Annotated in this window: 21 protein-coding genes; 5 read left to right on the plus strand and 16 right to left on the minus strand. The window is 39.9% G+C overall.

Features of this window, described 5'->3' with window-relative positions; genetic code table 11:
• Position 1 precedes the first annotated feature (1 nt).
• The 15 genes from nfuA to gspC form a co-directional block, all read right to left on the minus strand.
• Positions 2–586: a Fe-S biogenesis protein NfuA gene (nfuA, locus tag VSAL_RS15305; protein ID WP_012551328.1), complete on the minus strand. Its 585-nt coding sequence runs from the start codon at positions 584–586 to the stop codon at positions 2–4.
• A 118-nt stretch (positions 587–704) separates the two neighbouring features.
• The gene (gene cysQ / locus VSAL_RS15310) at positions 705–1,523 is read right to left on the minus strand and encodes a 3'(2'),5'-bisphosphate nucleotidase CysQ (protein ID WP_012551329.1); all 819 of its coding nucleotides are present in this window, start codon (positions 1,521–1,523) and stop codon (positions 705–707) included.
• Between the two features lie 5 nt (positions 1,524–1,528).
• The gene (gene nudE, locus VSAL_RS15315; protein ID WP_012551330.1) at positions 1,529–2,080 is read right to left on the minus strand and encodes an ADP compounds hydrolase NudE; all 552 of its coding nucleotides are present in this window, start codon (positions 2,078–2,080) and stop codon (positions 1,529–1,531) included.
• A 9-nt stretch (positions 2,081–2,089) separates the two neighbouring features.
• A complete protein-coding gene (locus tag VSAL_RS15320) occupies positions 2,090–2,851 on the minus strand; it encodes a type II secretion system protein N (RefSeq protein WP_012551331.1) in 762 nt (253 codons plus the stop codon).
• On the minus strand, positions 2,848–3,339 hold the full coding sequence (locus VSAL_RS15325) for a type II secretion system protein M (RefSeq protein WP_012551332.1): 492 nt from the start codon (positions 3,337–3,339) through the stop codon (positions 2,848–2,850). Before VSAL_RS15325 ends, VSAL_RS15320 begins: the two co-directional genes overlap by 4 nt.
• Positions 3,339–4,598, minus strand: a complete 1,260-nt coding sequence (gspL, locus tag VSAL_RS15330) for a type II secretion system protein GspL (protein WP_085941824.1) — start codon at positions 4,596–4,598, stop codon at positions 3,339–3,341. Before gspL ends, VSAL_RS15325 begins: the two co-directional genes overlap by 1 nt.
• The gene (gene gspK, locus VSAL_RS15335) at positions 4,567–5,586 is read right to left on the minus strand and encodes a type II secretion system minor pseudopilin GspK (RefSeq protein ID WP_012551334.1); all 1,020 of its coding nucleotides are present in this window, start codon (positions 5,584–5,586) and stop codon (positions 4,567–4,569) included. The genes gspL and gspK overlap by 32 nt, the downstream gene beginning before the upstream one ends.
• 14 nt (positions 5,587–5,600) lie before the next feature.
• Positions 5,601–6,266, minus strand: coding sequence for a type II secretion system minor pseudopilin GspJ (gspJ, locus tag VSAL_RS15340; protein ID WP_044583340.1), 666 nt, complete (start codon positions 6,264–6,266; stop codon positions 5,601–5,603).
• Complete coding sequence (gspI, locus tag VSAL_RS15345; protein WP_012551336.1) at positions 6,253–6,630, minus strand: type II secretion system minor pseudopilin GspI; 378 nt, start codon at positions 6,628–6,630, stop codon at positions 6,253–6,255. The genes gspJ and gspI overlap by 14 nt, the downstream gene beginning before the upstream one ends.
• Positions 6,620–7,216 (minus strand): type II secretion system minor pseudopilin GspH, encoded by a 597-nt coding sequence (gene gspH / locus VSAL_RS15350; protein ID WP_012551337.1) that lies wholly within the window; start codon positions 7,214–7,216, stop codon positions 6,620–6,622. The genes gspI and gspH overlap by 11 nt, the downstream gene beginning before the upstream one ends.
• A gap of 31 nt (positions 7,217–7,247) precedes the next feature.
• Positions 7,248–7,697 carry a type II secretion system major pseudopilin GspG gene (gene gspG / locus VSAL_RS15355; protein ID WP_012551338.1) on the minus strand — a complete coding sequence of 150 codons (450 nt, stop codon included), beginning with the start codon at positions 7,695–7,697 and terminating at the stop codon, positions 7,248–7,250.
• A gap of 63 nt (positions 7,698–7,760) precedes the next feature.
• On the minus strand, positions 7,761–8,978 hold the full coding sequence (gspF, locus tag VSAL_RS15360; RefSeq protein ID WP_012551339.1) for a type II secretion system inner membrane protein GspF: 1,218 nt from the start codon (positions 8,976–8,978) through the stop codon (positions 7,761–7,763).
• Positions 8,979–10,478 (minus strand): type II secretion system ATPase GspE, encoded by a 1,500-nt coding sequence (gene gspE, locus VSAL_RS15365; protein WP_012551340.1) that lies wholly within the window; start codon positions 10,476–10,478, stop codon positions 8,979–8,981.
• The gene (gspD, locus tag VSAL_RS15370) at positions 10,478–12,517 is read right to left on the minus strand and encodes a type II secretion system secretin GspD (RefSeq protein ID WP_044583341.1); all 2,040 of its coding nucleotides are present in this window, start codon (positions 12,515–12,517) and stop codon (positions 10,478–10,480) included. The genes gspE and gspD overlap by 1 nt, the downstream gene beginning before the upstream one ends.
• Positions 12,518–12,548: 31 nt before the next feature.
• Positions 12,549–13,448 (minus strand): type II secretion system protein GspC, encoded by a 900-nt coding sequence (gspC, locus tag VSAL_RS15375; protein WP_231850859.1) that lies wholly within the window; start codon positions 13,446–13,448, stop codon positions 12,549–12,551.
• A gap of 289 nt (positions 13,449–13,737) precedes the next feature.
• Between gspC and hslR the strand changes: the two genes are divergently transcribed.
• The 4 genes from hslR to VSAL_RS15395 all read left to right on the plus strand — a co-directional run bounded on the left by hslR (position 13,738) and on the right by VSAL_RS15395 (position 19,277).
• Positions 13,738–14,139 carry a ribosome-associated heat shock protein Hsp15 gene (gene hslR, locus VSAL_RS15380; RefSeq protein ID WP_012551343.1) on the plus strand — a complete coding sequence of 134 codons (402 nt, stop codon included), beginning with the start codon at positions 13,738–13,740 and terminating at the stop codon, positions 14,137–14,139.
• 90 nt (positions 14,140–14,229) lie between these two features.
• Positions 14,230–15,105: an Hsp33 family molecular chaperone HslO gene (gene hslO, locus VSAL_RS15385; RefSeq protein WP_012551344.1), complete on the plus strand. Its 876-nt coding sequence runs from the start codon at positions 14,230–14,232 to the stop codon at positions 15,103–15,105.
• Positions 15,106–15,464: 359 nt separating this feature from the next.
• Positions 15,465–17,090, plus strand: coding sequence for a phosphoenolpyruvate carboxykinase (ATP) (gene pckA, locus VSAL_RS15390; protein ID WP_012551345.1), 1,626 nt, complete (start codon positions 15,465–15,467; stop codon positions 17,088–17,090).
• 204 nt (positions 17,091–17,294) lie between these two features.
• Positions 17,295–19,277 carry an AsmA family protein gene (locus VSAL_RS15395; RefSeq protein WP_012551346.1) on the plus strand — a complete coding sequence of 661 codons (1,983 nt, stop codon included), beginning with the start codon at positions 17,295–17,297 and terminating at the stop codon, positions 19,275–19,277.
• A 58-nt stretch (positions 19,278–19,335) separates the two neighbouring features.
• Here the strand turns inward: VSAL_RS15395 and VSAL_RS15400 are convergent, their stop codons facing one another.
• A complete protein-coding gene (locus tag VSAL_RS15400) occupies positions 19,336–20,556 on the minus strand; it encodes an EAL and HDOD domain-containing protein (protein ID WP_012551347.1) in 1,221 nt (406 codons plus the stop codon).
• 249 nt (positions 20,557–20,805) lie between these two features.
• Between VSAL_RS15400 and VSAL_RS15405 the strand changes: the two genes are divergently transcribed.
• Positions 20,806–21,774: an alpha/beta fold hydrolase gene (locus VSAL_RS15405; protein WP_012551348.1), complete on the plus strand. Its 969-nt coding sequence runs from the start codon at positions 20,806–20,808 to the stop codon at positions 21,772–21,774.
• Positions 21,775–21,878: the final 104 nt, after the last annotated feature.

The following is a 21,878-nucleotide window of genomic DNA, read 5'->3' on the forward strand; positions in this document are numbered from 1 at the left end:
ATTAGTAGTAAGAGTGCTCACCACGATCATGCTCTGTCAGATCTTTAACCGCCGTTAATTCACCTTCAAATTGAGCTAAAAGCTCTTTTTCAATGCCTTCTTTTAATGTCACGTCAACCATCGAGCAACCATTACAGCCACCACCAAATTGAACAATCGCAATACCGGCTTCGGTGATTTCCATTAGACTTACGTGACCACCATGGCCAGCAAGCTGAGGGTTCACTTGGGTTTGAATCGCGTATTCAACACGTTCAAATAAAGGTGCATCATCATTTACTTTACGCATTTTTGCGTTAGGCGCTTTCAATGTTAATTGAGAGCCCATTTTATCCGTAACGTAATCGATATCTGCATCTTCTAAGAAAGGCAAACTTAGCTCATCTACATACGCAGATAAGTTTTCAAATTTCAGTTCAGTATCGTTCGCTTCAATCGCTTCCGGTGGGCAATATGATACGCCACACTCTGCATTTTGAGTTCCTGGATTAACCACGAATACACGAATGTTTGTCCCCTCTGGCTGTTGTGCCAGAAGTTTTGCAAAGTGCTCTTGAGCACTTTCAGTAATATTGATTGAAGTCACAAGTAATACCTGACTAAATTAGTATGATTAAGGATTGTACTCTGAAAAACACTGAATTTCGAGTATCGAACCGAAATTATACCAATCTTAATAATCAATTTATCAAGATTGGTGCTCATTATTCACAAGTTAAAATAGAATCCCATGGAAGATTCTCGTCACCTAATACAATAAAATTAGGGTTCTCTAACGACTCTCGTTCATTGTACGACAGTGGTTCAAGCTTGGTTGATAATATACGACCACCCGCTTCTTGAACAATACATTGTGTTGCTGCGGTATCCCACTCGCCTGTTGGCCCCAAACGTAAATAACAATCGACAGCACCTTCTGCAACCAAACAGGCTTTTAAGGCGGCGGATCCCAATGGCACTAAATCATAATTCCATTCAGAACTCATACAGCGAGTAATGTTATTAATGTTTTGGCGACGACTTATCGCAACCGCAATTGGCTGTTTCTCTTCTTCATGCTTAAGCGTGCTAATTCGCACACTTTCATCCATATCAGGGATTTTCCATGCACCTTTACCTTCATAAGCATAATAAGTGACACCAGAAACCGGCGCATAAACAACCCCCATAATAGGACGGTTATTTTCAACCAATGCAATAATGGTAGCAAAATCACCACTACGAGCAATAAACTCTTGAGTTCCATCAAGCGGATCAACTAACCAATAGCGCTCCCACTGAGAACGTTGTTCTAAAGACACATTCGCGTCTTCTTCAGATAAAATTGGAATATCAGGCGTCAGTTGAGACAGCTTTTCCATGATCAATTTATGAGCAGCTAAATCCGCACTTGTCACTGGCGTTTGATCCGCTTTAATAAACGCTTCAAAATCGCCTTTTTCATAGATATCTAAAATCAATTGACCTGAAGCGCGAGCAATTTTGATCACGTCAGGAAGAAGATGTGAAAACGTAGAATCCATCAATATCACTCCTTTTCTAAAAATTGTTGAGCAAGCAATAATGCACTAATGCACCTTGCTTCTGAAAAATCGAGATGATGAAGTAATTCAGACGCTTGACTTAATGGCCAGCGAACAATGTCCAATGGCTCAGGTTCGTCCCCTTCCAATCTCTCAGGGTACAAGCCTTGGGCAACAAAAAGCGTCATTTTACTCGAGAAATAAGACGGCGCTAAAACCAATTCTTTTAATGCTGTTAATTTCTCTGCACCAAAGCCAATCTCTTCTTTCAATTCTCGGTTTGCCGCTTCTATTGGCATTTCACCTTCATCGATTAATCCTTTAGGGAACCCAAGCTCATAGCGTTCAGTCCCAACCGCATATTCACGAACTAAGAGTAAATCACCCTGCTCAGTAACAGGAACCATCATAACCGCATGACGACCACTTGGTTTCATTCGTTCATAAGTACGTTCCACACCATTTGAAAAACGCAGATCAACCGATTCAATACAAAACAGTTTTGATTTCGCTTCAATTCGTTTATCTAAGATGGTCGGCAATTGTTTTTTAGCCATCATATACCCTTAAAGACGTCCGGAATAAGTCACTCTATATTGCCCTTTTGCATCAGGCTTGCCTAGCCATTTTAGCTGGCTTCTAAAGCTAGATGGGAAGCTCGACTCTGGTTTGAACCATCCATTCACTTGGTAAGAACGATTTGGATTCAACACAATATTAAATTCACTACTGACATCCGAAGAGTTTTGCTTACTCACAACCGTTAATTTGCTCTCAATACACGTTGTATCCGCAATCACGGTTTTCGGATCAATATTTCCCAATGGAGAAACGATTTTACCACCAGACCAAACAACCTCACCCTCTGCGTGTTTGCACCAAGGTTGACCTTGTTGAAACGACTTAACGGTAATTTCCGCTTGCCCTTGCAGTGAAACAGGCACCGCCATTGGTAATCGATTCAAAATATTAGCAACAGGAAAAGACGCCACCACATTTTCAGCATAAGCGCCTTTTGATACGCTATAACCAACCATTCCCTTACCACGTAAACCGAGCTCACTGCCCCGGCCAAAACGCACCGCAAATTCAGCGTGGCCCTTTAGGATAGCCAGTGGGTCAATTTCCCATTGAACTTGGCCGTAATTAACACGCTGCCAAGATAATGAATCCACTTGTCCTTTCCATGGTGTACCCGATAACCCAGTTAATGCCAAACCGTTTACTTTTGGTGCTTGGTCAATCACCCATTGAATCGGCATATGCAATAACGCACTAAAAGTAAAAAACGTCGAAAATACCGTCGCAATCAATAATTTAAACTTCATGATGCCTCTCGACTTAGCTGCAGACGATTCACTTCAACCATACCTTCCACTTCGGCTTTATCAATATCTAAAAACTGCACATCAATGCCCTGTGCGTCTCTTAAATAAGCCAACCAGTTTATCAATGAATTAAATGGCAATGGTTTCACCCACACTTGCATAACGTCACCGCGAGGTTGCATTCTGATCAGTTCAATCTTAAAACGATTGGTACTACTTGGTATGACTTGATTCATCGGTTTAATGCTGGTTTGTGCATTATGAGAAGTACCACCACGTAATGTCGTTATGTTATCGGCTTTCTTTTGTACCCAAGCCAATAAATTACGTTCACTGTTAATACGATTTTGAGCCAGTTCCGCTCTTTCATTGAGGGGTTTTATACCTCCCCAATAAATCAAAGCGATCAACAAAGCGATGCTACCACCACCAACCAAAATACGTTCACGTGGTGAAATACTTTGCCACCATGTCATTAATGCTTTCATTATTTTCTCCTAATGACAATGGCACCAAAAACTTCGCCTTGGTTTTTATTAAGTTGTCCTTGTTCGACCACAAATTGAGTGCCCAATTCTGACGTCAATTGCTCAAAATAAGGAAAATCAGCAGCACTGGCTTGAAGGCGTAACTCATCACGCTTTCCATCAAATTTTAAACTTTTTAGTTTAACTTGAGGCACCTTTGCTAAATAAGGTTGAAGCTCGGCCATCCAGCCTAAAAGATCGTTCCCTCCCGCTCCACCTTGCAAGCGCATCTCTTCATTTTTAATTTGAGACTTCAGATAACTTGAGGTTGGTATTTTTCGTTTCGCTGGAAAAATTTCACGAAAAATACGTTCACTTTCAGCTCGAAGAGCAACACTGTGTTGTTCTAATTTTTGCACTTCAGAAATATGCTGTCCAACAAACGCAACCATCACTAAACCAAACGCCAGAATCACTTTTTGCCATATCCGCCAGTGTTTGCGCCAAGACGATTGAGGACGATACCTTCCCGTTAATATATTCACTTTGGAATGGATAGCACCTTCAGCTAATAGCTGCATCACCAATTCAGGGGATTCTATATGTACTTCGGCATTATCGATCTCTATTTCACAAGGAGAATAAGCATGGATCACAACAACAGGCGTTGATTCACTTTCCGCTTCATCGACGTCACTCTGGCTTTCTAACTTCTGTGCATTCGCGAAGATGACCATGCCATCTAACAATACAGAAACCCAACTCGATTCAGCTACCGCACCTTGATGCTCCTGATGACGAATCAACCATTGATCATTCAATTGTACGAGCGATAAGCCATCCTCTTGATAAGGCAAAGCGAGTACATCTGGTAACCACTGTTTAGCGTGAATTTCAGCGTCCTTTAACTGAGTAATCCAAGTGTCCATTTTTTCATGTTCAACAATAGCAATTTGCGCTGTTTTATTATTTTTCTTTATTATGACGATATGTAAATCATCTACATCCTGAGCCAAATCATCTTCAATAATAAAAGGTAACATGGATGAAAACTGTCGAGCCGCCCCTTCTGGAATCGCGACTTCTCTTAATAAAACATCACTGCTCGGCAATAATACAGAAACAATGCGTTGTTCTGCGTATTGAGTTAACGAGGATAACGTTTCAGAGGAAACTAATTCGCCCGAAGCGATGATTTCTTTTTGTTCTGGTGACCAGACGATCCATTGAATGGGATCTGATGGTTGACTATTCAGCCTTATTATCAGATGTTCGCTCACTCATTCCTCCATATTGGCGACGGATAACGTTCACCACTTTCTTATCACTGCTGTGCAATAAAGAACGCACACGTACGCGTGATTCTTCTACTAATACTTGAGTATCTAACTCAAAAAACTGACTATCTATTGATAAATACGGTTTGGCTTTTGTTTTTATATTCTCATCCACTCGATTAATGGCCGACTCTGATAAAAAATCTTCAACACTTGCCCAGCCATCAAACGGACGGTTTTCTAATACCTCTTGAGCATCGCTTTCACTTAAATTCGGTGAAAATAACGCCACTAAAATGTTTGCTTGCTCTGGTTGTAATGTATTCACATTCAAATACCAGTTCGCCGTTGGAATAGCACACGTTAATGGCGATACCGCTTTAAAAACCTCAGCGGTGACACCATTAATCGCTCGTAACTCACTCACATCTGCAATCCATCCATTTGGTGCTAAATAAGGAGGCTTAAAGGATTGATACGTACTGTCTTCAACACCAGAGCTCGAACGAACCACATCATCAGCATCCATGTATTCCCAGCTAGAATCCGCGATCACTTCCGCTAAATAATTTTCTACCTCAACAGATTCCAATAAATTCATCCATACGGTCACTAAAAATGGACGTACAGACGGATCGGCACTTGGTTCTATATTACTTAATGCATTTAAATTAAAACAAGCTTGCTTATCTTTCACTCCACCAAACGCTTCGCCGTAATCTAATGGGTACGTTGTTTCTTCTGTCGCCCACATCTGGCTTAAATTAATGGTATCTCCGTCTTTGTACGCTTCTTCAATACCCGCCTTGGCTAGTGCTTCAACCCCAATGGAATACCAATACGCTTGTTGATGATTCAACTGATTTTCAGCACGATGGAACTGAATAAACAAACGCTCTGACATTTGAGCGGCAATCGTCACCATTATCGCTAATAGAAGCAATACAACAATCAACGCAACTCCGCTTTGATTTTTATGAGAACGGTTCATTAATACTCTATTCATTAACCGCCCTTGGACTCATCGTCATTTTTGTTGCTTTCATCCAATTGATAACCTGACGTAAGATAAATTCGATCTACATCCCCATAATCTTCAAACACGATAAGAAGCTTAATAGCAAATGGCAGCTCATTCTTTTTCTGCCATTTCTTTTGCCATGTTTTACCGTCATAAAATTCAAATTTAATCTCTTCGACGCCATCGATTAATGGCGTAACCACTGGCTTTTGACCAACAGGGGTATCAGGATAACGCCACCATAAACGTTCAAGTTTATTTTCAACGACGCGATAGCCCACTTTGGTGATCTCACCTCGCGGGAAGGCTTCCTGTGGATTTTTCCAACCTAAACGAACAAACAAAATACCTTGAGATTCTGAATCCAATAAATAGTCATCGGCTGAAATTAACTTTCCATCTGCTTTTTCTCCATTGCTTCTGAATTGACGCGCCACAATTTGGCGAAAGTCATTATCAAGAAAAACCAAACTGCGCTGTAATTCTTTAATTCGTTCACTTTTTTCCAAAGAGAGAGCATTACTGCGCTGTACTTGATTCACCACTTGATACGCCGAAAAACTTAATGTGGCAAATACAGAGATAGCGACCATCACCTCGATCAGCGTAAAACCTCGAGATCGTTTATTCATATGACTACGGCGCAACATACGTTCTTACCGTTAATAGTGGGGATTTTTGGTCTTTGGTTGTTGCTACAGATACGTCCACTGATTTTAAAATATTAGACGTCGTTTTTACTGGGGCAATGGTCCAATACCACGTTTGACCTGCAAGCTCTGTTTTCCCTTTTTTAATCGAAGTTGGTGGTTTATCTAACAACATTAATGCCATTTGATTATCTAGCACCATCGAAGCAAAGGTTTTCTCTTCTAAATAGCTTAAGGTATTGATGTGTTGAGTAACGGATCTCAATACACTTAATGCGGCGGTAGCAAAAATAGCAAGGGCAACTAAGACTTCAAGTAACGTCATGCCTTTGTGCCGAGAGTGCACATAATGACTACTTTTCATCGTCTTCTTCCCCTGGCTTATCCAACGTGATCACACCAGATTCATCCGCTTTAATTAACCACGTTTGATTATCAAGGTTTCCACTTACCTTCGCAGGAAAAAGGCGAAATAAAAATGGGGTCACTTCACCACTTGATAACACCATTACTTGCGGCGGTTTCGGTTTTTTATCTTTCTCGACATCCGCGAACATGTCTTCATCAAACAAAGAACCCGGTTCAAATAAGCGATCGTCGTCAGCCCATGCGGAACCGCCTAACTCCATCTCAAATTCGATGTCTTTTTCTATTTTCACTTCAGTAAAAAAGCGACTTTTCTCAAGAGGCTGCCAGCCATCTGATGTCAATGTCATAAAGCGATATTCTTGTCGCTCTTGATTGAAATAGATGCCGTAATCCATCCCGTTGAGTAAAGCATCTTCATTGAGAAGCTGAACTAACTGATAAAAACGTGAGGCCTGCTCTTCAAGATGATCATCTCGACTTTCAGGTAAGCTCATGATGACCGCCATCGAACTTACCGACAGCAGCACCAATACCAACATTATTTCGATTAGGGTAAACCCAACCTCACGTTTTATCTTCATCGCTCTTATTTAACGATAAGCTTATGACTTATTAAAAGTCTTGCATGTTCCAGTTACCAATATCTGCATTAGCTCCTTCACCGCCTTCTTGACCATCAGCACCTAAAGAGAAGATATCAATCGTGCCATTATCACCAGGACTTAGGTATTGGTATTCATAACCCCATGGGTCATTTGGCAAACGACGAATATAACCGTCAGCACGATAATTACGAGGCTCTGGACTTGCTGATGGTTTCGATACCAATGCTTCTAAGCCTTGATCTGTCGTTGGGTATACACTGTTATCTAACTTATACATATCCAATGAGTTTTCTAGCGCTACGATATCTGTGATCGCTTTTTGTTGATCGGCTTTTTCTTTGTTACCCAATAAATTAGGGACAACTAAGCTAGCTAGCACACCAAGAATAACGATAACGACCATCACTTCTAAAAGTGTAAAGCCACCTTGTTTACGTTGAGCGGAATTGACTTGCATGAATGACTCCTGACGTTAAAAATTCAACATAGTAATAAAAAAGAAAAGGATAGTGTCTATTCACTATCCAACTAAATTGTTTAATTCGATTATTGGCATAAGTGTCGCAACAACAATGAAAAGTACAATACCTGCCATAAAGACAATTAATAATGGCTCAAAAATACCTAAAGCCATATTCACTAAAGATTCAAAATCTCGGTCTTGGTTATCCGCAGAACGCGTTAGCATTTGCTCTAACTCTCCACTTTGCTCACCACTGGCTATCATATGTAACATCATTGGGGGGAACAATTTGGTTTGCTCTAAAGAAATACGCAAACTTGCCCCTTCACGTACATTATCTGCAGCTTCAAGCACTTGCTGTTTAAAGTATTTATTACTCATTACGTCTGCCGCAACTTTCATCCCATCTAATAAAGGGATCGCACTGGAAGTACAAATAGACAGAGTACGAGCAAAACGAGAGGTATTTAGACCACGAACCACCTTACCAACCACAGGCAATCGTAAGATCTTTTTATCCCACGCCAAACGTAAATGAGGCTTCGTTAATAGCCATTTGATCCCAAAAATAATCGCAACAATGACAACCACCACAACAACACCCCAGTGAACAACAAAATTACTGGCCGCGATAAGTATCTCTGTGACGGCAGGAAGCCCTTGCCCCATTTGCACAAATTGATCGACAATTTTAGGCACAACGGTCGCTAATAAGAATGAGATAACAGCCACAGCAATTAACGTTAGCATGATCGGATAAATCATCGCTTGTTGTAATTTACTGCGCATTTTTTGACGATTTTCAGCGTAATCCGCTAAGCGATTTAATACGGTATCTAAGTGACCCGATTTTTCACCCGCAGCCACCATTGAACAAAATAAATCATCAAACACATGAGGGTATCCACCAAAGCTTTCAGCTAATGGATAACCTTCAATTACTTTTGATCTTACGCCCATCATCATACTGCGAATATGCGGTTTTTCACCTTGCTCAGCAACGGCTTTTAAACACTCTTCTAATGGCATACCCGCCTGAACTAACGTCGCCAGTTGACGAGTAATTAACGACAGATCATTCACACTGATGCCGCGCTTAAAACTCAACCCTTGAGAAGCGGATTTTTGCTGTTTTGATTTTGTTTCAATGACTTCAACAGGAATTAACCCTTGCTCTTTTAAACGCTGGCGAACTTGGCGAGCATTATCGCCCTCCATTACGCCTTTTTTCTGTTTGCCATTTTTTTCGAGGGCTTTGTATTCAAAGGCTGCCATTTATCCTTCCCGAGTGACTCGCATCACCTCTTCTAATGTCGTAATGCCTTTTTGTACTTTCAATAAACCATCTTGTTGAATACCGCGAGTATTTTTACGTACTTCTTTTTCGATCTCTTGCTCGCCGGCTTCTTTATGAATCAGTTCCTGAACTTTCTCATTAACAATAAGCAATTCATGAATACCAGTACGCCCACGATACCCTTTGCCATTACAATGCTCACAACCATTCGGCTTATAAAGCACTAAGTCATCCGCTGGTAATAAAGAGAATAATTTCTTTTGTTCATCATCCGCTTGATAAGGCGCCTTGCACTCTTTACATAGAGTTCGAACCAAGCGCTGAGCAAGAACGCCAAGCAAAGACGATGAGATAAGAAAAGGCTCAATGCCCATATCTCGAAGACGAGTAATCGCACCAACAGCGGTGTTAGTGTGCAATGTAGACATCACCAAGTGACCCGTTAACGACGCTTGAACAGCAATTTCTGCGGTTTCTAAATCTCGAATTTCACCAATCATAACCACATCAGGATCTTGACGAAGAATCGCTCGTAAACCACGAGCAAACGTCATATCAACCTTTGGGTTTACTTGCGTTTGACCAATGCCATCAATATCAAATTCAATCGGGTCTTCAACCGTTAATATGTTTGATTGAGTGCTGTCTAATTCACCTAACCCTGCATATAACGTCGTCGATTTACCAGACCCAGTTGGACCAGTAACAAGAATAATGCCATGAGGTCGTTTAATGATATGTTGGAATTTTTGATGATTATCCGCAGTCATACCTAAGCTGTGTAAATCAAGGCGAGTGGCGTTCTTATCCAATAAACGCATTACCACACGCTCACCATGAGACGACGGCATGGTAGACACACGCACATCGACGGCTCGTCCACCGATACGCAATGAAATACGACCATCTTGAGGGACACGTTTTTCGGCGATATCCAACTTGGACATCACTTTCACACGAGAGACCAATAACGGCGCTAGTTTACGACTTGGGCTAATGACATCACGCAAAATACCATCGACACGAAAACGAATCGACAATACTTTTTCGAACGTTTCAATGTGAATATCCGACGCCCCTTCTTTGATTGCTTCACCTAACATGGCGTTAATCAATTTAATAATGGGCGCATCATCTTCTGATTCTAATAAATCGTCATTGTCTGGCAGTTCTTCAGCCAACGAAAAGAAGTCATCGTTATCAGCCCCAATGTCTTCCATCAATTGCTGTGCTTCTGATGAATTACGTTGGTATACCTGAGTCACTTTCGTATCGAACTCTTCTTTTTCTAATTGGCTTAATGAAAATTCCGATTTACATACACGTCGAATTTCACACAACACCATCGGTGACGGTGTTGTTACATAGAACAACACCCAACCTTCAGGTCTGAGTTCAATAACCACTGAGTGCCTTTTTGCAAATGAAAAAGGCAAACGCAGTACCGCGACAGAATGAGGAAACAGCATGTCCGCCATTATTTTCCCTTATCCTTATGTTCATCATCAAACTGTTCAAAGAACGCTTGAATTTCAGCGGGGTGTTTTATGCCTTCATCAAATGTTGGTAACACCGGAATATTCGTATCATCCATAAACTTCAAGCCTTTCTGTGCATTATATAGTTGCTCTGCACGAATATAATTGTATTTACGCTGAGTAATACCATCCGATGTCATGCCATCACGAATAATGGTTGGTTTAATGAATATCATTAAATTTTTCTTTTCAACTTGAGTGCTGGTTGATTTGAATAAATAGCCTAAAATCGGAATATCACCAAGGAATGGAACTTTTGATTCACTTTCCATCGCTCGTTCATCAATCAAACCACCCAGTACTAACATTTTGCCATCTTCTACCATGACCGACGTACTTAACTGGCGCTTAGCAAAACGAACATCAACCGCCCCATTCGCACCCAATACATTAGACACTTCTTGTTCAATATCCAAACGAACCGAGTTCCCTTCATTAATCTGAGGGACCACCTTAAGCTTAATACCCACTTCTTTACGTTCAACGGTTTGGAATGGGTTCTCGTTATTTGAACCAGAGGTAGACCCTGTTAATACAGGAACTTCTTCACCGACAATAAATGACGCTTCACCATTATCCATGACAGTAATACTTGGTGATGACAGAATATTTGAATTCGAATCAGTCGATACCGCCGTTATCAACGCAGTCCAATCCCCCATCATAATACTAACCGCCGCGCCTTGAACACCACCAAGCGCAGAAGCAAGTGCACCGTAATCACCCTCTTCTGTTGTGGTTTCATTTCTTTGGAAATTATCATCGCTATCATAAACAGCGGTTGTCGTGGTGCTGTCTTTAGCTTCTTCTAAGCCCACCATGGTGCCGCCAATTGAGGCCCCCGTATTGCTGTATTGGATCATTGCACCGGTTTTTAAATTACCCCATTGCACACCAAGATTAACGCCATCACCTTCCGCCATTTCGACTATCAGCGCTTCAATTAATACTTGAGCACGACGGATATCTAATTGAGCAATCACATCTTTCACTGCACGCATAATATCTGGCGGTGCAGTGATAATGATCGCATTAGTATCCGCATGAGCTGAAATCATGACATTACCACGATTACTTGAACCCGATTGCTTGCCACTTCCTTTACCGGCTTCTAGATTGTCAGAAACCCCTTTAAGCACATCAACTAAATCTTCTGCTTTGGCATAGCGTAAGTAAACCACTTGGTTATTGCCTTTCGTTGCCATTTCTACATCAAGTTGCTTAATTAATTTTTTCAATCGTTGGCGAACTTTAGGATCCCCAGAAATTAATACTGAGTTAGTTCGCTCATCGGCAACCAATTTTGGTTGTAAGAAAGCCGGAGTGTTTTTTGCTTCCGTTGTTTTATTCAAAGCATCAACAATACGAACCATCTCGGCCGCCGATGCATTTTTAAGCTCAACCACTTCAACTTCTTTATCACCCGCCTGATCGACTCGTTCAATAATCTCAGCAAGGCGATTAACCACCGCCGCACGACCCGTGATCATAATAATGTTCGCCGGATCGTAATGAACCACATTACCCGCGCCCGCATTATCATTCAGCTGACGTAATAAAGGTGAAAGCTCACGTACAGAGACATTACGAACCGCAATAACACGAGTAATTACCGCATCACCCGTTATGTTATCTTTTGCTCCCAGAACAGGAACTGCCGACGTTTTCGCATCTTTATCTTTAATGACTTTTAAAATACCAGAATCCATTTCAACGACCGCGTAGCCATAGACTTCAAGGACACTTAAAAAGAATTGATAATATTGTTCTTCATTCAATAAATCGTAGCTACGAACATCCACTTTTCCGCGTACTGAAGGATCAACAATAATGGTTTTTTCCAAATTTCGACCAACAATGTTGATGAACTCTTGAATATCCGTCCCTTTAAAACTGGCACTAAAGTCATTGGCGATAGCTGATGTCCACACCATGCTACTCGCCAGTAATAAGGCTCCCTTGCCCATCCACTTTTTCACAACATACCCTTAATTCATTAATTACCAGTTTTTATAGACCGATAAAGATGTCATGTAACTGTCCATCACGCTGAACCGTTAAATTTAATTCCGTCATTTCTGACATGTTTTTCCACAATGAACTCATTGCCGCAGGATCGGTTAAATCAATCCCATTTAAACTGGTTGCAATGTCTCCAGGCTTTAAACCAACAGAATCAAACAGTTTTCTGTCTTTACCTGGATTCACTCGATACCCTTCAATTTTTCCATCATTACTCACTTGAGAAAGACGAATGTACTTCAGCACTGATTGTGGGTTTTGAGCCATTTCCTTACGAATTTGTTCTAATTCATCTTGATTTGAATTTTGACGGTTATTTCCGATCACAGTGCCTGAGCTACCGGTGTGATTTTTTTCTGTCGAGATTTTGGTGTACTCAAGCCCTTCAAGCATTAGCGTTTCATCACGACCATTATTTGAAATAATGATACGATCAGGGCTAATCGCCTTTACCGTTGCTCGTGTACCATCAATTGTTTCTTCAATTCCATAGGTATTTTGCTGTCCGCGATTAGCAATAACAGCAAGACTAAATTTAGGGTTACTGCTCGCCACAATGCCTGCTAGCGTCAAATTTAACTGCGTTTTAGGCGCATCTTTGACCTCAGTAATCTTAGGTTGTTCTGACTTTTTAGCCTCTTCGCTATAACGCCCAAAGACTTGGCTATTAAGCAATTCAGATAATGAGTCTGTCGATGTTTTCGGCTTTGAAGAATGCGCTGCAACCGTTGAAGGAGACCATTTTGAAACCGACGTCTGCGGTGACAACATTGCCCAAAATAATGATCCACAAATCCATGCAAACCAGGCAACTAAGATAACCGTTAATCCTTTTGAAATAGTCGATTGATAGATTAACCAATATTGAGGGAATTTATCGATTTTCATATTTGTTACCATCTGCTTTTGATTATCCTTTTCTTAAATGATCTTCTTTAATTATTTGATGCATTTTATAATTATAAAATAAAGAGCCACAATTACTGTAGGCATTACCTTTTTATTAAGAGACTTAAAGCCATATCACGTAAATATAAGGAATACTTTTCATATTAGAGCATCATTTCTCATTAATGACTCTAATTGGTTATGAATTTTGATTAATTCGTGCCAAAAGATTGAAAAATAATTTACAGCCACCATCTTAGTTAGCTGAGATAAGACATAGGTATCCATCATGAGTTCAAAATCCAACACTATTGAAGGTGTAAGACTTGATAAATGGCTCTGGGCAGCTCGTTTTTACAAAACACGCTCAGTGGCACGCAATATGGTTGATGGCGGTAAAGTTCATTATAATGGCCAGCGTGCAAAACCAAGTAAAATTATCGATCTTGGTGCGGAAGTAAAGCTTCGCCAAGGGAATAATGAAGAGATCACCGTGATCGTCGAGATCATCTCCGATCAACGCCGTGGTGCTCCCGTTGCACAAACTCTTTACAAAGAAACACAAAGCAGTATTGAGCGTCGTGAAGAAAATGCGAAATTACGCAAATTAAACTCCCTTGGGAGCCCGCATCCTGATAAACGTCCAGATAAAAAACAACGACGTGATATCATGAAGTTTAAGCAACAATAACTGACTTTCTTCTTTATTTACCTTTTCTCAAGGTTATAGCGGCTATAATAGCGATAACTGTAACCTCTAATACAATTGCTGGAGTATTTCATGGCAAATAACACATTGCATCGTTACCTGTTTGAAGATTTATCCGTTCGTGGTGAATTAGTTCAATTAGATGATGCTTACCAACAAATTATTTCTAGCAAGGAATACCCAAAGCCAGTACAAAACTTATTGGGTGAGCTATTAGTTGCAACCACATTATTAACCGCCACGTTGAAATTTGAAGGATCGATTACGCTTCAACTTCAAGGTAATGGTCCTGTCTCTCTTGTGGTTATTAACGGCGATAACGATCAAAAAGTTCGTGGCGTTGCTCGCTTTGAAGGCGAAATTGCTGACGACGCGACATTACATCAACTAATGGGTAAAGGTTATTTAGTTATTACTATCTCGCCTAAAGACGGCGAACGTTACCAAGGTGTTGTTGCTCTTGAAGGGAAAGATTTAGCCGAATGTTTTGAAGGATACTTTGAGCGTTCTGAGCAATTAAAAACTCGTTTATGGTTACGTCTTGGTGAATTTGAAGGCAAACCACACGCTGCGGGTATGCTGCTTCAAGTCATGCCTGATGGGACTGGCTCTTCGGATGATTTTGAGCATTTAGAGCAACTAACGGATACCGTTAAAAACGAAGAACTCTTCAGCTTAGAAGCGGAAGATGTACTTTACCGTTTGTATAACCAAGATAAAGTTCAGTTGTTTGAACCTCAAAACGTTGAATTTTTCTGTGGGTGTTCTCGTGAACGCAGTGGCGGCGCCATCATTACGATTGAACGTTCAGAAGTGGATGACATTATTGCAACTGAAGGCAAAGTGTCTCTTCATTGTGATTACTGTGGTACCAGTTACGACTTTGACAGCATTGATGTTGCTCATCTTTTTGAAGAAGCCACGAAAGGTAATGACACGGTTCATTAATTCTTCATACAATTAATTCTTCATACAGAATAAGTTCTTTATTTTGTTTTAAAGCCAGCCATTAGGTTGGCTTTTTTTATGGATTTTTTTGATGTAAAGCACATTTTTACTCCCACTTATCCACACTTAATTTTGATTAAATAATAATCAATTGCATCTAGCGCAATCGATTTCATTAAGAGTAGAATAGACATATTGCTATTTTGTGATGGTGATTAAATAACCCGTACCACTTTATGGTTATTTCATGATATGACTCCCTGTTTTCAATTTACCGCGTTGGTAGCATGGGTAGCAGTAAACAATATTAAAATAATTAGAATATTAAAATCCCTACAAAATTCCTTTAAGGAGCACCTATGACTGTAATGGAACACAAAAAGGCTGCACAACTTGATCTTTCTCAACACGGCTTAAGCAACGTGACGGAAGTTCTTCGTAACCCTAGCTATGACGTACTTTTTGAAGAAGAAACGCGTCCTGACTTAGAAGGTTATGAACGTGGTGTAATGACAGAACTTGGCTCTGTTGCGGTAGATACTGGTATTTTTACCGGTCGTTCGCCAAAAGATAAATACATCGTAAAAGATGAAACAACCAAAGATACCTTGTGGTGGTCTGATCAAGGTAAAAATGACAACAAAGCCATTACCCCTGCAGTCTGGGATGATTTAAAAGCCCTTGTTACAGAACAACTATCAGGCAAACGTTTGTTTGTTATTGATGGCTTCTGTGGTGCAAACCCTGATACTCGCCTTAGTGTTCGAGTTATCACGGAAGTCGCATGGCAGGCTCACTTTGTGAAAAATATGTTTATTCGCCCAACGGACGAAGAATTAGAAAGTTTTGAACCTGATTTTGTCGTCATGAATGGCGCAAAAGCAACCAATCCAAATTACGAAGCACAAGGGTTAAACTCTGAAAACTTTGTTGCCTTCAACTTAACAGAGCGTGTTCAAATCATCGGTGGTACTTGGTACGGCGGTGAGATGAAAAAAGGCATGTTCGCAATGATGAATTACTTACTTCCGTTAAAAGGCATTGCATCTATGCACTGTTCAGCTAACGTAGGTAAAGAAGGCGATGTTGCTGTATTCTTCGGCTTATCAGGTACAGGTAAAACAACCCTATCAACGGATCCAAAACGTCAATTAATTGGGGATGATGAACACGGTTGGGATGATGATGGTATCTTTAACTTTGAAGGTGGCTGTTACGCGAAAACCATTCGTTTATCTAAAGAAGCTGAACCGGATATTTTTAATGCCATTCGTCGTGATGCACTATTAGAAAACGTAACCGTTCGCAATGATGGTTCGATTGATTTTGATGACGGTTCTAAAACAGAAAATACTCGTGTTTCTTACCCTATCTATCACATTGATAATATCGTTAAACCGATTTCAAAAGCAGGTCATGCAAACAAAGTTATTTTCTTAACCGCTGATGCATTTGGTGTTCTACCTCCTGTTGCTAAATTAACGCCAGAACAAACGAAATATCATTTCTTATCAGGTTTTACCGCTAAATTAGCCGGTACTGAACGTGGCATTACAGAACCAACACCAACATTCTCTGCTGCTTTTGGTGCTGCGTTCTTAACACTACACCCAACACAATACGCAGAAGTATTGGTGAAACGTATGGAAGCCGCTGGTGCAGAAGCTTACATCGTAAACACAGGTTGGAACGGCACAGGCAAACGTATCTCAATTCAAGATACGCGTGGCATCATTGATGCAATTTTAGATGGTTCTATTGATAATGTAGAAACGAAAAACATTCCAGTCTTTAACCTTGAAGTACCGACATCACTACCAGGTGTTGATACCTCAATTCTTGACCCTCGTGATACATATACAGACCCATTACAGTGGGACAGTAAAGCGGAAGATTTAGCACAACGCTTCATCAAAAACTTTGCTCAATACACAGATAATGACGAAGGGAAAGCGCTTGTAAAAGCAGGTCCTCAGCTGGATTAATCCGCCTTACATGTAAATCGTTTTTATTTAAGCCCTTCATTCGAAGGGCTTTTTTTACCCATAAATAGGCCAATAACAATAAAGCTTTATTCTATTTTCCTCGAAATCGTGATTACTCTTGAGTAAACAACGACAATAACTTGATTGAACCTGTTTTTTACTCCACTCTTTCTGTTCATCTATTTTTCTTATTGGAGTTAATCAATGTACACCACGTTGAAAAGCCTCGGTTGGCTGCTCACTCTTTGTTTATTACTTGTGGCGGCATTCTTATCTCTTTTACATACGCCTTACGCACAGCCATTATTGAATCCAGTCGTTGAAAAGTTGACTCATCAAACGCTCTCCTTTGGTGGGATCTCCTATTCTATTCACGATCCTTCGCACCTCACCATCTCTGATGTCGTGATTCATTCTGAGCCAGAGCTACCCATTCAACAAATTGATTTATGGCTTTCTAAGCATCCAATTCAAAATAATAAACTCGCTTTTGATAGTGTGAAAATTGATGGAATTAGCCTACAAAACGGACTGCCTAATACTAAAAAACTCAATTGGTTTTCAATCTCTCAACTCAGTATTTCTAATTTAGATTTTGCAGATGATGGATTGGTCGTACGTGAAGCACAAATCCAATTAAGTAACTATGATGTGCATAATGAAAAAGGACTGCCTTTTGAAGGGGGGTTTCAATTATCTACTCAACAACTTTACTGGCAAGGTGAAGCCCTAGATGACGTCTTAATAGATGGTTATTACACTGAAAACTATACGGCATTACAGGGTATTTCATTAACTTGGCGCAATAGCACCATTACAGCTCAAGCCGAATTAAAAGAAAATAAGTTATGGGTTATTCCTCAATTTACACTGCGTAAATTTAATTTAGAATCGGATAATGCCGACATTATTGGAAAGCCTCTGCAATGGCTTTCAGAACAAGGTTTCACGTATCAATTCGAACGAATCGATCTACTCGATGTGAATATTGAATTACCTCAATTCTCTGTCAATGATCTCAGTCTTTCTGCTGAAAACATTCTTCTTCCTTATAAGATTTGGCAGCAAAATAACGCGAATATTTCCTTTAGTGCCGATAGCTTGGTATGGAAAGACACCATTATTAATAAGCCGATAATAGAGTTAACGCTAACAAATAAAAAAGCGACTATTTCTAATCTTTCACTGGATGTTTTTAATGGCAACATTCAACTTTCAGGACTGCTTTCGCCTACCACGATCAATTTATCGTCTCTCACTTTAAACCAAATAAAATGGTTAATCAGTCCTCAAGAACTCGATTCAATCAGCAACTATCTCACTCAATTAGAACAAGTGAACATCGCCAACTTAGACATTAATAATTCTCAGATTATTCAACTTGAAACGGCCCACCCATTCCAGTTGTCTGGTTTAAACGTAGAAGGTCATGATCTGGATTTACTTCGTTATTATCAATGGGCTTTATGGGACGGAAAATTATCAATAAGTGCTTCAAATGCCAGCTTAAATTATTTGCTCACTCAACAACTATTGATCGAAACAAACACGAATAATGGACGGTGGACAATAGAGCGCGCTCTATTCCCATTAACAGAAGGGTTAATTGGACTAAATGGCAGTATTAACCTCAAACAAGACAGTCAGCCATGGCAACTTGAGGCTTATGGTGATGGTATCCCTCTCTCGGATTTAGCGAAATGGCTTCCCAACCCAATTCCTTTAGAAGGAATGGCTGAATTTACTTTTTCAGGTAATGGATTAGCGGTAAATAAAGACAGTTTTAATTACAGCTTTGATGGCGATTTAAACGTTATTCCAAGAGAAACAACAACAACAGAAACGGCCAAAGATTTGTGGCAACTAAAACTTGGGCTCATTCCAGAAGAAAGCCAATCAGAAAAAGACGTTAGTGCTCAAACACAACGCAAGAAAGAACATACAATGGATAAAAAAACCATCTACCCAATCAATATTGAGCCAATTCATATTTCGGCAAACAGGGGCCGAATTTCAATTAATCCAATAATGATTACCGGTGACGGATTTAATTATAATGTGGAAGGGGAGTATGATTTAGTGAACCCAGAAAAGGCAGAAACGGTCATCTCATTAACACAAGAATGCCATCAAATAGTACAGCGACTCTTTTCTGATAAAGTCGATTTAATCAATTATTGTCAGTGATAATGCGGTAGGCCATCAATATTAAGCTCTATTCCTTTCAAGAAATAGAGCTTTTTGATCATTTAGAAAGGATGTCTTGATACCATTTTTCAGCTTCTTCGTAAGTTTTTTCAACCGTTTTTGCAGAGAAACCCAAAGAGCGACTGACTTGATCAATATGAGTCCAATCTCCTTTATCTACATTTTCATACAGCTTTAACATAGAACCAAGCAGACCTGATTGTGTTAATAAGGCTTGCTCAATATCTTCAGATAAAGACAATTGAACCAGTAATTCATCAAAATTACGATCCAACAACGCGTCTAATAACGAAAACAATCCCACAATAAACGCCTGTTGTCCCTGCGTCCCATTCTGGCACTTACAAATCATTAATTCACAAAAACGCCCTTTAATCAGCGATTGTTTATACAATTCTTTGGGCTTATTGATTGCCGCGTGAGCTGTCGCGACTAAAGTGACAAACATTTTGATTTGTTCTTCACCCAAATACACTAACGCTTGTTTAAAAGACGAAATCGGTTTTTCTAAACGAACGGCTGACGTATTGACGAATTTTAATAACTGATAAGACAACGACACATCTTGAGCAATAAGCTGCTCAATACGATTGAAATTAACGTCATCACGACACACTTCTTGAAACAATTGCATCGTTAATACTTCTTCAGGTTTAACCACTCGATTTTTTATGATTTCAGGTTTACTAAAGAAATACCCTTGATAGAAATAAAAACCGGCATCAAATGCTTGCTGAAACTCTTCATTTGTTTCAACACGCTCCGCTAAATAATGACGTTTACAGCCTTCTCGTTTCTTTTTCTTCACATAGTCACAAGCAACATTGATACCCAATTGCATGATGTCTAATTTCACGATATGTGCATAAGGTAAAAAACGATCCCACACCGCATCTAAACTAAAATCATCTAATGCAATGATATAGCCCATGCGGTGTAAATGTTTAATCGCACTGAATAATTCATCATTAGGAATGCACGTCTCTAATACTTCTACTACAATTTTCCGTTTCGGAAATGACGTAGGTATAAGAGAAATCAATGATTCTTGCGGGAAATTGATAAAACTACGAGGAGATTCTAAAGCAGGATTACAGCCGACCGACATAAAGTTCTCGACCAACAATCGGCAAGTCGCTTGATTCGCTTCTATATCATCAGGAAAAGCGTTGCTTTCACCATCACGAAAAAGGAGTTCATACCCTATCGTTTGTTTTTTTCGATTAAGTATCGGTTGTCGAGCAACGTATGCATACATAATTTGAAAGCGGTATCCTGTGAGAAACAAAATAAGATTAAGTATTTATAACGGCAGAATACCAAAAAACTTGATAAAAACCTAAAAGAAACCTAGTCCTATTGGAAACGCCACATCATAGTATAATGTGTCGCCTAAAAACATGAGTTTGATTAAGAACCACACAAGAACTTACTAAAATATGATATTCCTTTCTTAATTATCCTTATAATACCTCATTGATGTAGTTATTTTAAAATAGTGACCTTTATGACAGCACCTGAACTTACTCAAGAACCACAATACCATGATACCATGAAATACAACGTAGCTCCATTTTGGGAGAAGCGTCAACATGGATTTCTACAAGGTGAAAAAACCACTCAACTACACTGGGTAAGTTTCACAAGTCCAAGTCATAAGAAAGCGATCATGGTGGTTAATGGTCGTATTGAGAGTGTGTATAAATACCAAGAACTCTTTTATGATTTATTTTGCCAAGGCTATGACATTTATTCATTTGATCATCGTGGGCAAGGCTTATCCGATCGTTTAACAGACAATATCGACATTGGCCACATTGAAGATTTTAATGATTACATTCTTGATCTCAACACCATGACTCAATCATTGATTACACCCGAGAATTATGAAGACTGCTACCTTCTTGGTCACTCAATGGGAGGTGCTATTGCAACGCAATACGTTGAATGTTTTTCTCACCCATACTCTGCCCTTGTATTAAGCGCACCAATGCACGGTATTTACATGAAACCGTGGTTAAAGCCTATCGCAAGCCCTGTTAGTCATTATTTAAGTCAATGGTCTGCCCTGCCTTCTTATGCGTTAGGTCAATCACCTTATCAAGCAAAACCGTTTTTAGATAATCCACTAACCACCAGTGAAATTCGTTACCAATGGTTTAGAGATTTATATCAAGCCTTCCCGGAACTGCAAATTGGTGGCCCAAGTAATCACTGGGTTAATCAAGGTATTAAAGGAGCAAAACGGTGTATTGCTCAAGCACCTGCTTGCACAATACCAACCTTATTAATGCAGGGTGAAAAAGATAAAATTGTAGATAACAAATCACACCTCAAATTTCAGAAAAAAGCCCCTAATTGCCAGCTCATCACGATTAAAGAGGCAAAGCATGAATTATTATTTGAATCTGATGCCTGCAGAAATCAAGCCTTACTGGAAACATTCGCTTTCTTTGAGGCTCATTCAAAAAAATAATGCCTCCGCGACAGGCTAAAAGGGGAAAGATCATAATTGCTATCTTTACCCTCTTTTTTCATTACAAAGTGACGTAAACTGGCCTCAGTTAACTTTGAACTCCA

The sequence above is a fragment of the Aliivibrio salmonicida LFI1238 genome, from assembly GCF_000196495.1.
Classification (GTDB): Bacteria; Pseudomonadota; Gammaproteobacteria; order Enterobacterales; family Vibrionaceae; genus Aliivibrio; species Aliivibrio salmonicida.

Bases quoted from the DNA above. Each gene is read 5' to 3' on its own strand.
- hslO (WP_012551344.1), top strand. From the start codon at position 14,230: ATGGCAAATAACACATTGCATCGTTACCTGTTTGAAGATTTATCCGTT.
- gspE (WP_012551340.1), bottom strand. From the start codon at position 10,478: ATGGCGGACATGCTGTTTCCTCATTCTGTCGCGGTACTGCGTTTGCCT.
- VSAL_RS15405 (WP_012551348.1), top strand. From the start codon at position 20,806: ATGACAGCACCTGAACTTACTCAAGAACCACAATACCATGATACCATG.
- cysQ (WP_012551329.1), bottom strand. From the start codon at position 1,523: ATGGATTCTACGTTTTCACATCTTCTTCCTGACGTGATCAAAATTGCT.
- VSAL_RS15400 (WP_012551347.1), bottom strand. From the start codon at position 20,556: ATGTATGCATACGTTGCTCGACAACCGATACTTAATCGAAAAAAACAA.
- pckA (WP_012551345.1), top strand. From the start codon at position 15,465: ATGACTGTAATGGAACACAAAAAGGCTGCACAACTTGATCTTTCTCAA.
- gspG (WP_012551338.1), bottom strand. From the start codon at position 7,697: ATGCAAGTCAATTCCGCTCAACGTAAACAAGGTGGCTTTACACTTTTA.
- VSAL_RS15320 (WP_012551331.1), bottom strand. From the start codon at position 2,851: ATGAAGTTTAAATTATTGATTGCGACGGTATTTTCGACGTTTTTTACT.
- gspH (WP_012551337.1), bottom strand. From the start codon at position 7,216: ATGAAGATAAAACGTGAGGTTGGGTTTACCCTAATCGAAATAATGTTG.
- VSAL_RS15395 (WP_012551346.1), top strand. From the start codon at position 17,295: ATGTACACCACGTTGAAAAGCCTCGGTTGGCTGCTCACTCTTTGTTTA.
- nudE (WP_012551330.1), bottom strand. From the start codon at position 2,080: ATGGCTAAAAAACAATTGCCGACCATCTTAGATAAACGAATTGAAGCG.
- VSAL_RS15325 (WP_012551332.1), bottom strand. From the start codon at position 3,339: ATGAAAGCATTAATGACATGGTGGCAAAGTATTTCACCACGTGAACGT.
- hslR (WP_012551343.1), top strand. From the start codon at position 13,738: ATGAGTTCAAAATCCAACACTATTGAAGGTGTAAGACTTGATAAATGG.
- gspF (WP_012551339.1), bottom strand. From the start codon at position 8,978: ATGGCAGCCTTTGAATACAAAGCCCTCGAAAAAAATGGCAAACAGAAA.
- gspK (WP_012551334.1), bottom strand. From the start codon at position 5,586: ATGAACCGTTCTCATAAAAATCAAAGCGGAGTTGCGTTGATTGTTGTA.
- gspC (WP_231850859.1), bottom strand. From the start codon at position 13,448: ATGAAAATCGATAAATTCCCTCAATATTGGTTAATCTATCAATCGACT.
- gspI (WP_012551336.1), bottom strand. From the start codon at position 6,630: ATGAAAAGTAGTCATTATGTGCACTCTCGGCACAAAGGCATGACGTTA.
- gspJ (WP_044583340.1), bottom strand. From the start codon at position 6,266: ATGTTGCGCCGTAGTCATATGAATAAACGATCTCGAGGTTTTACGCTG.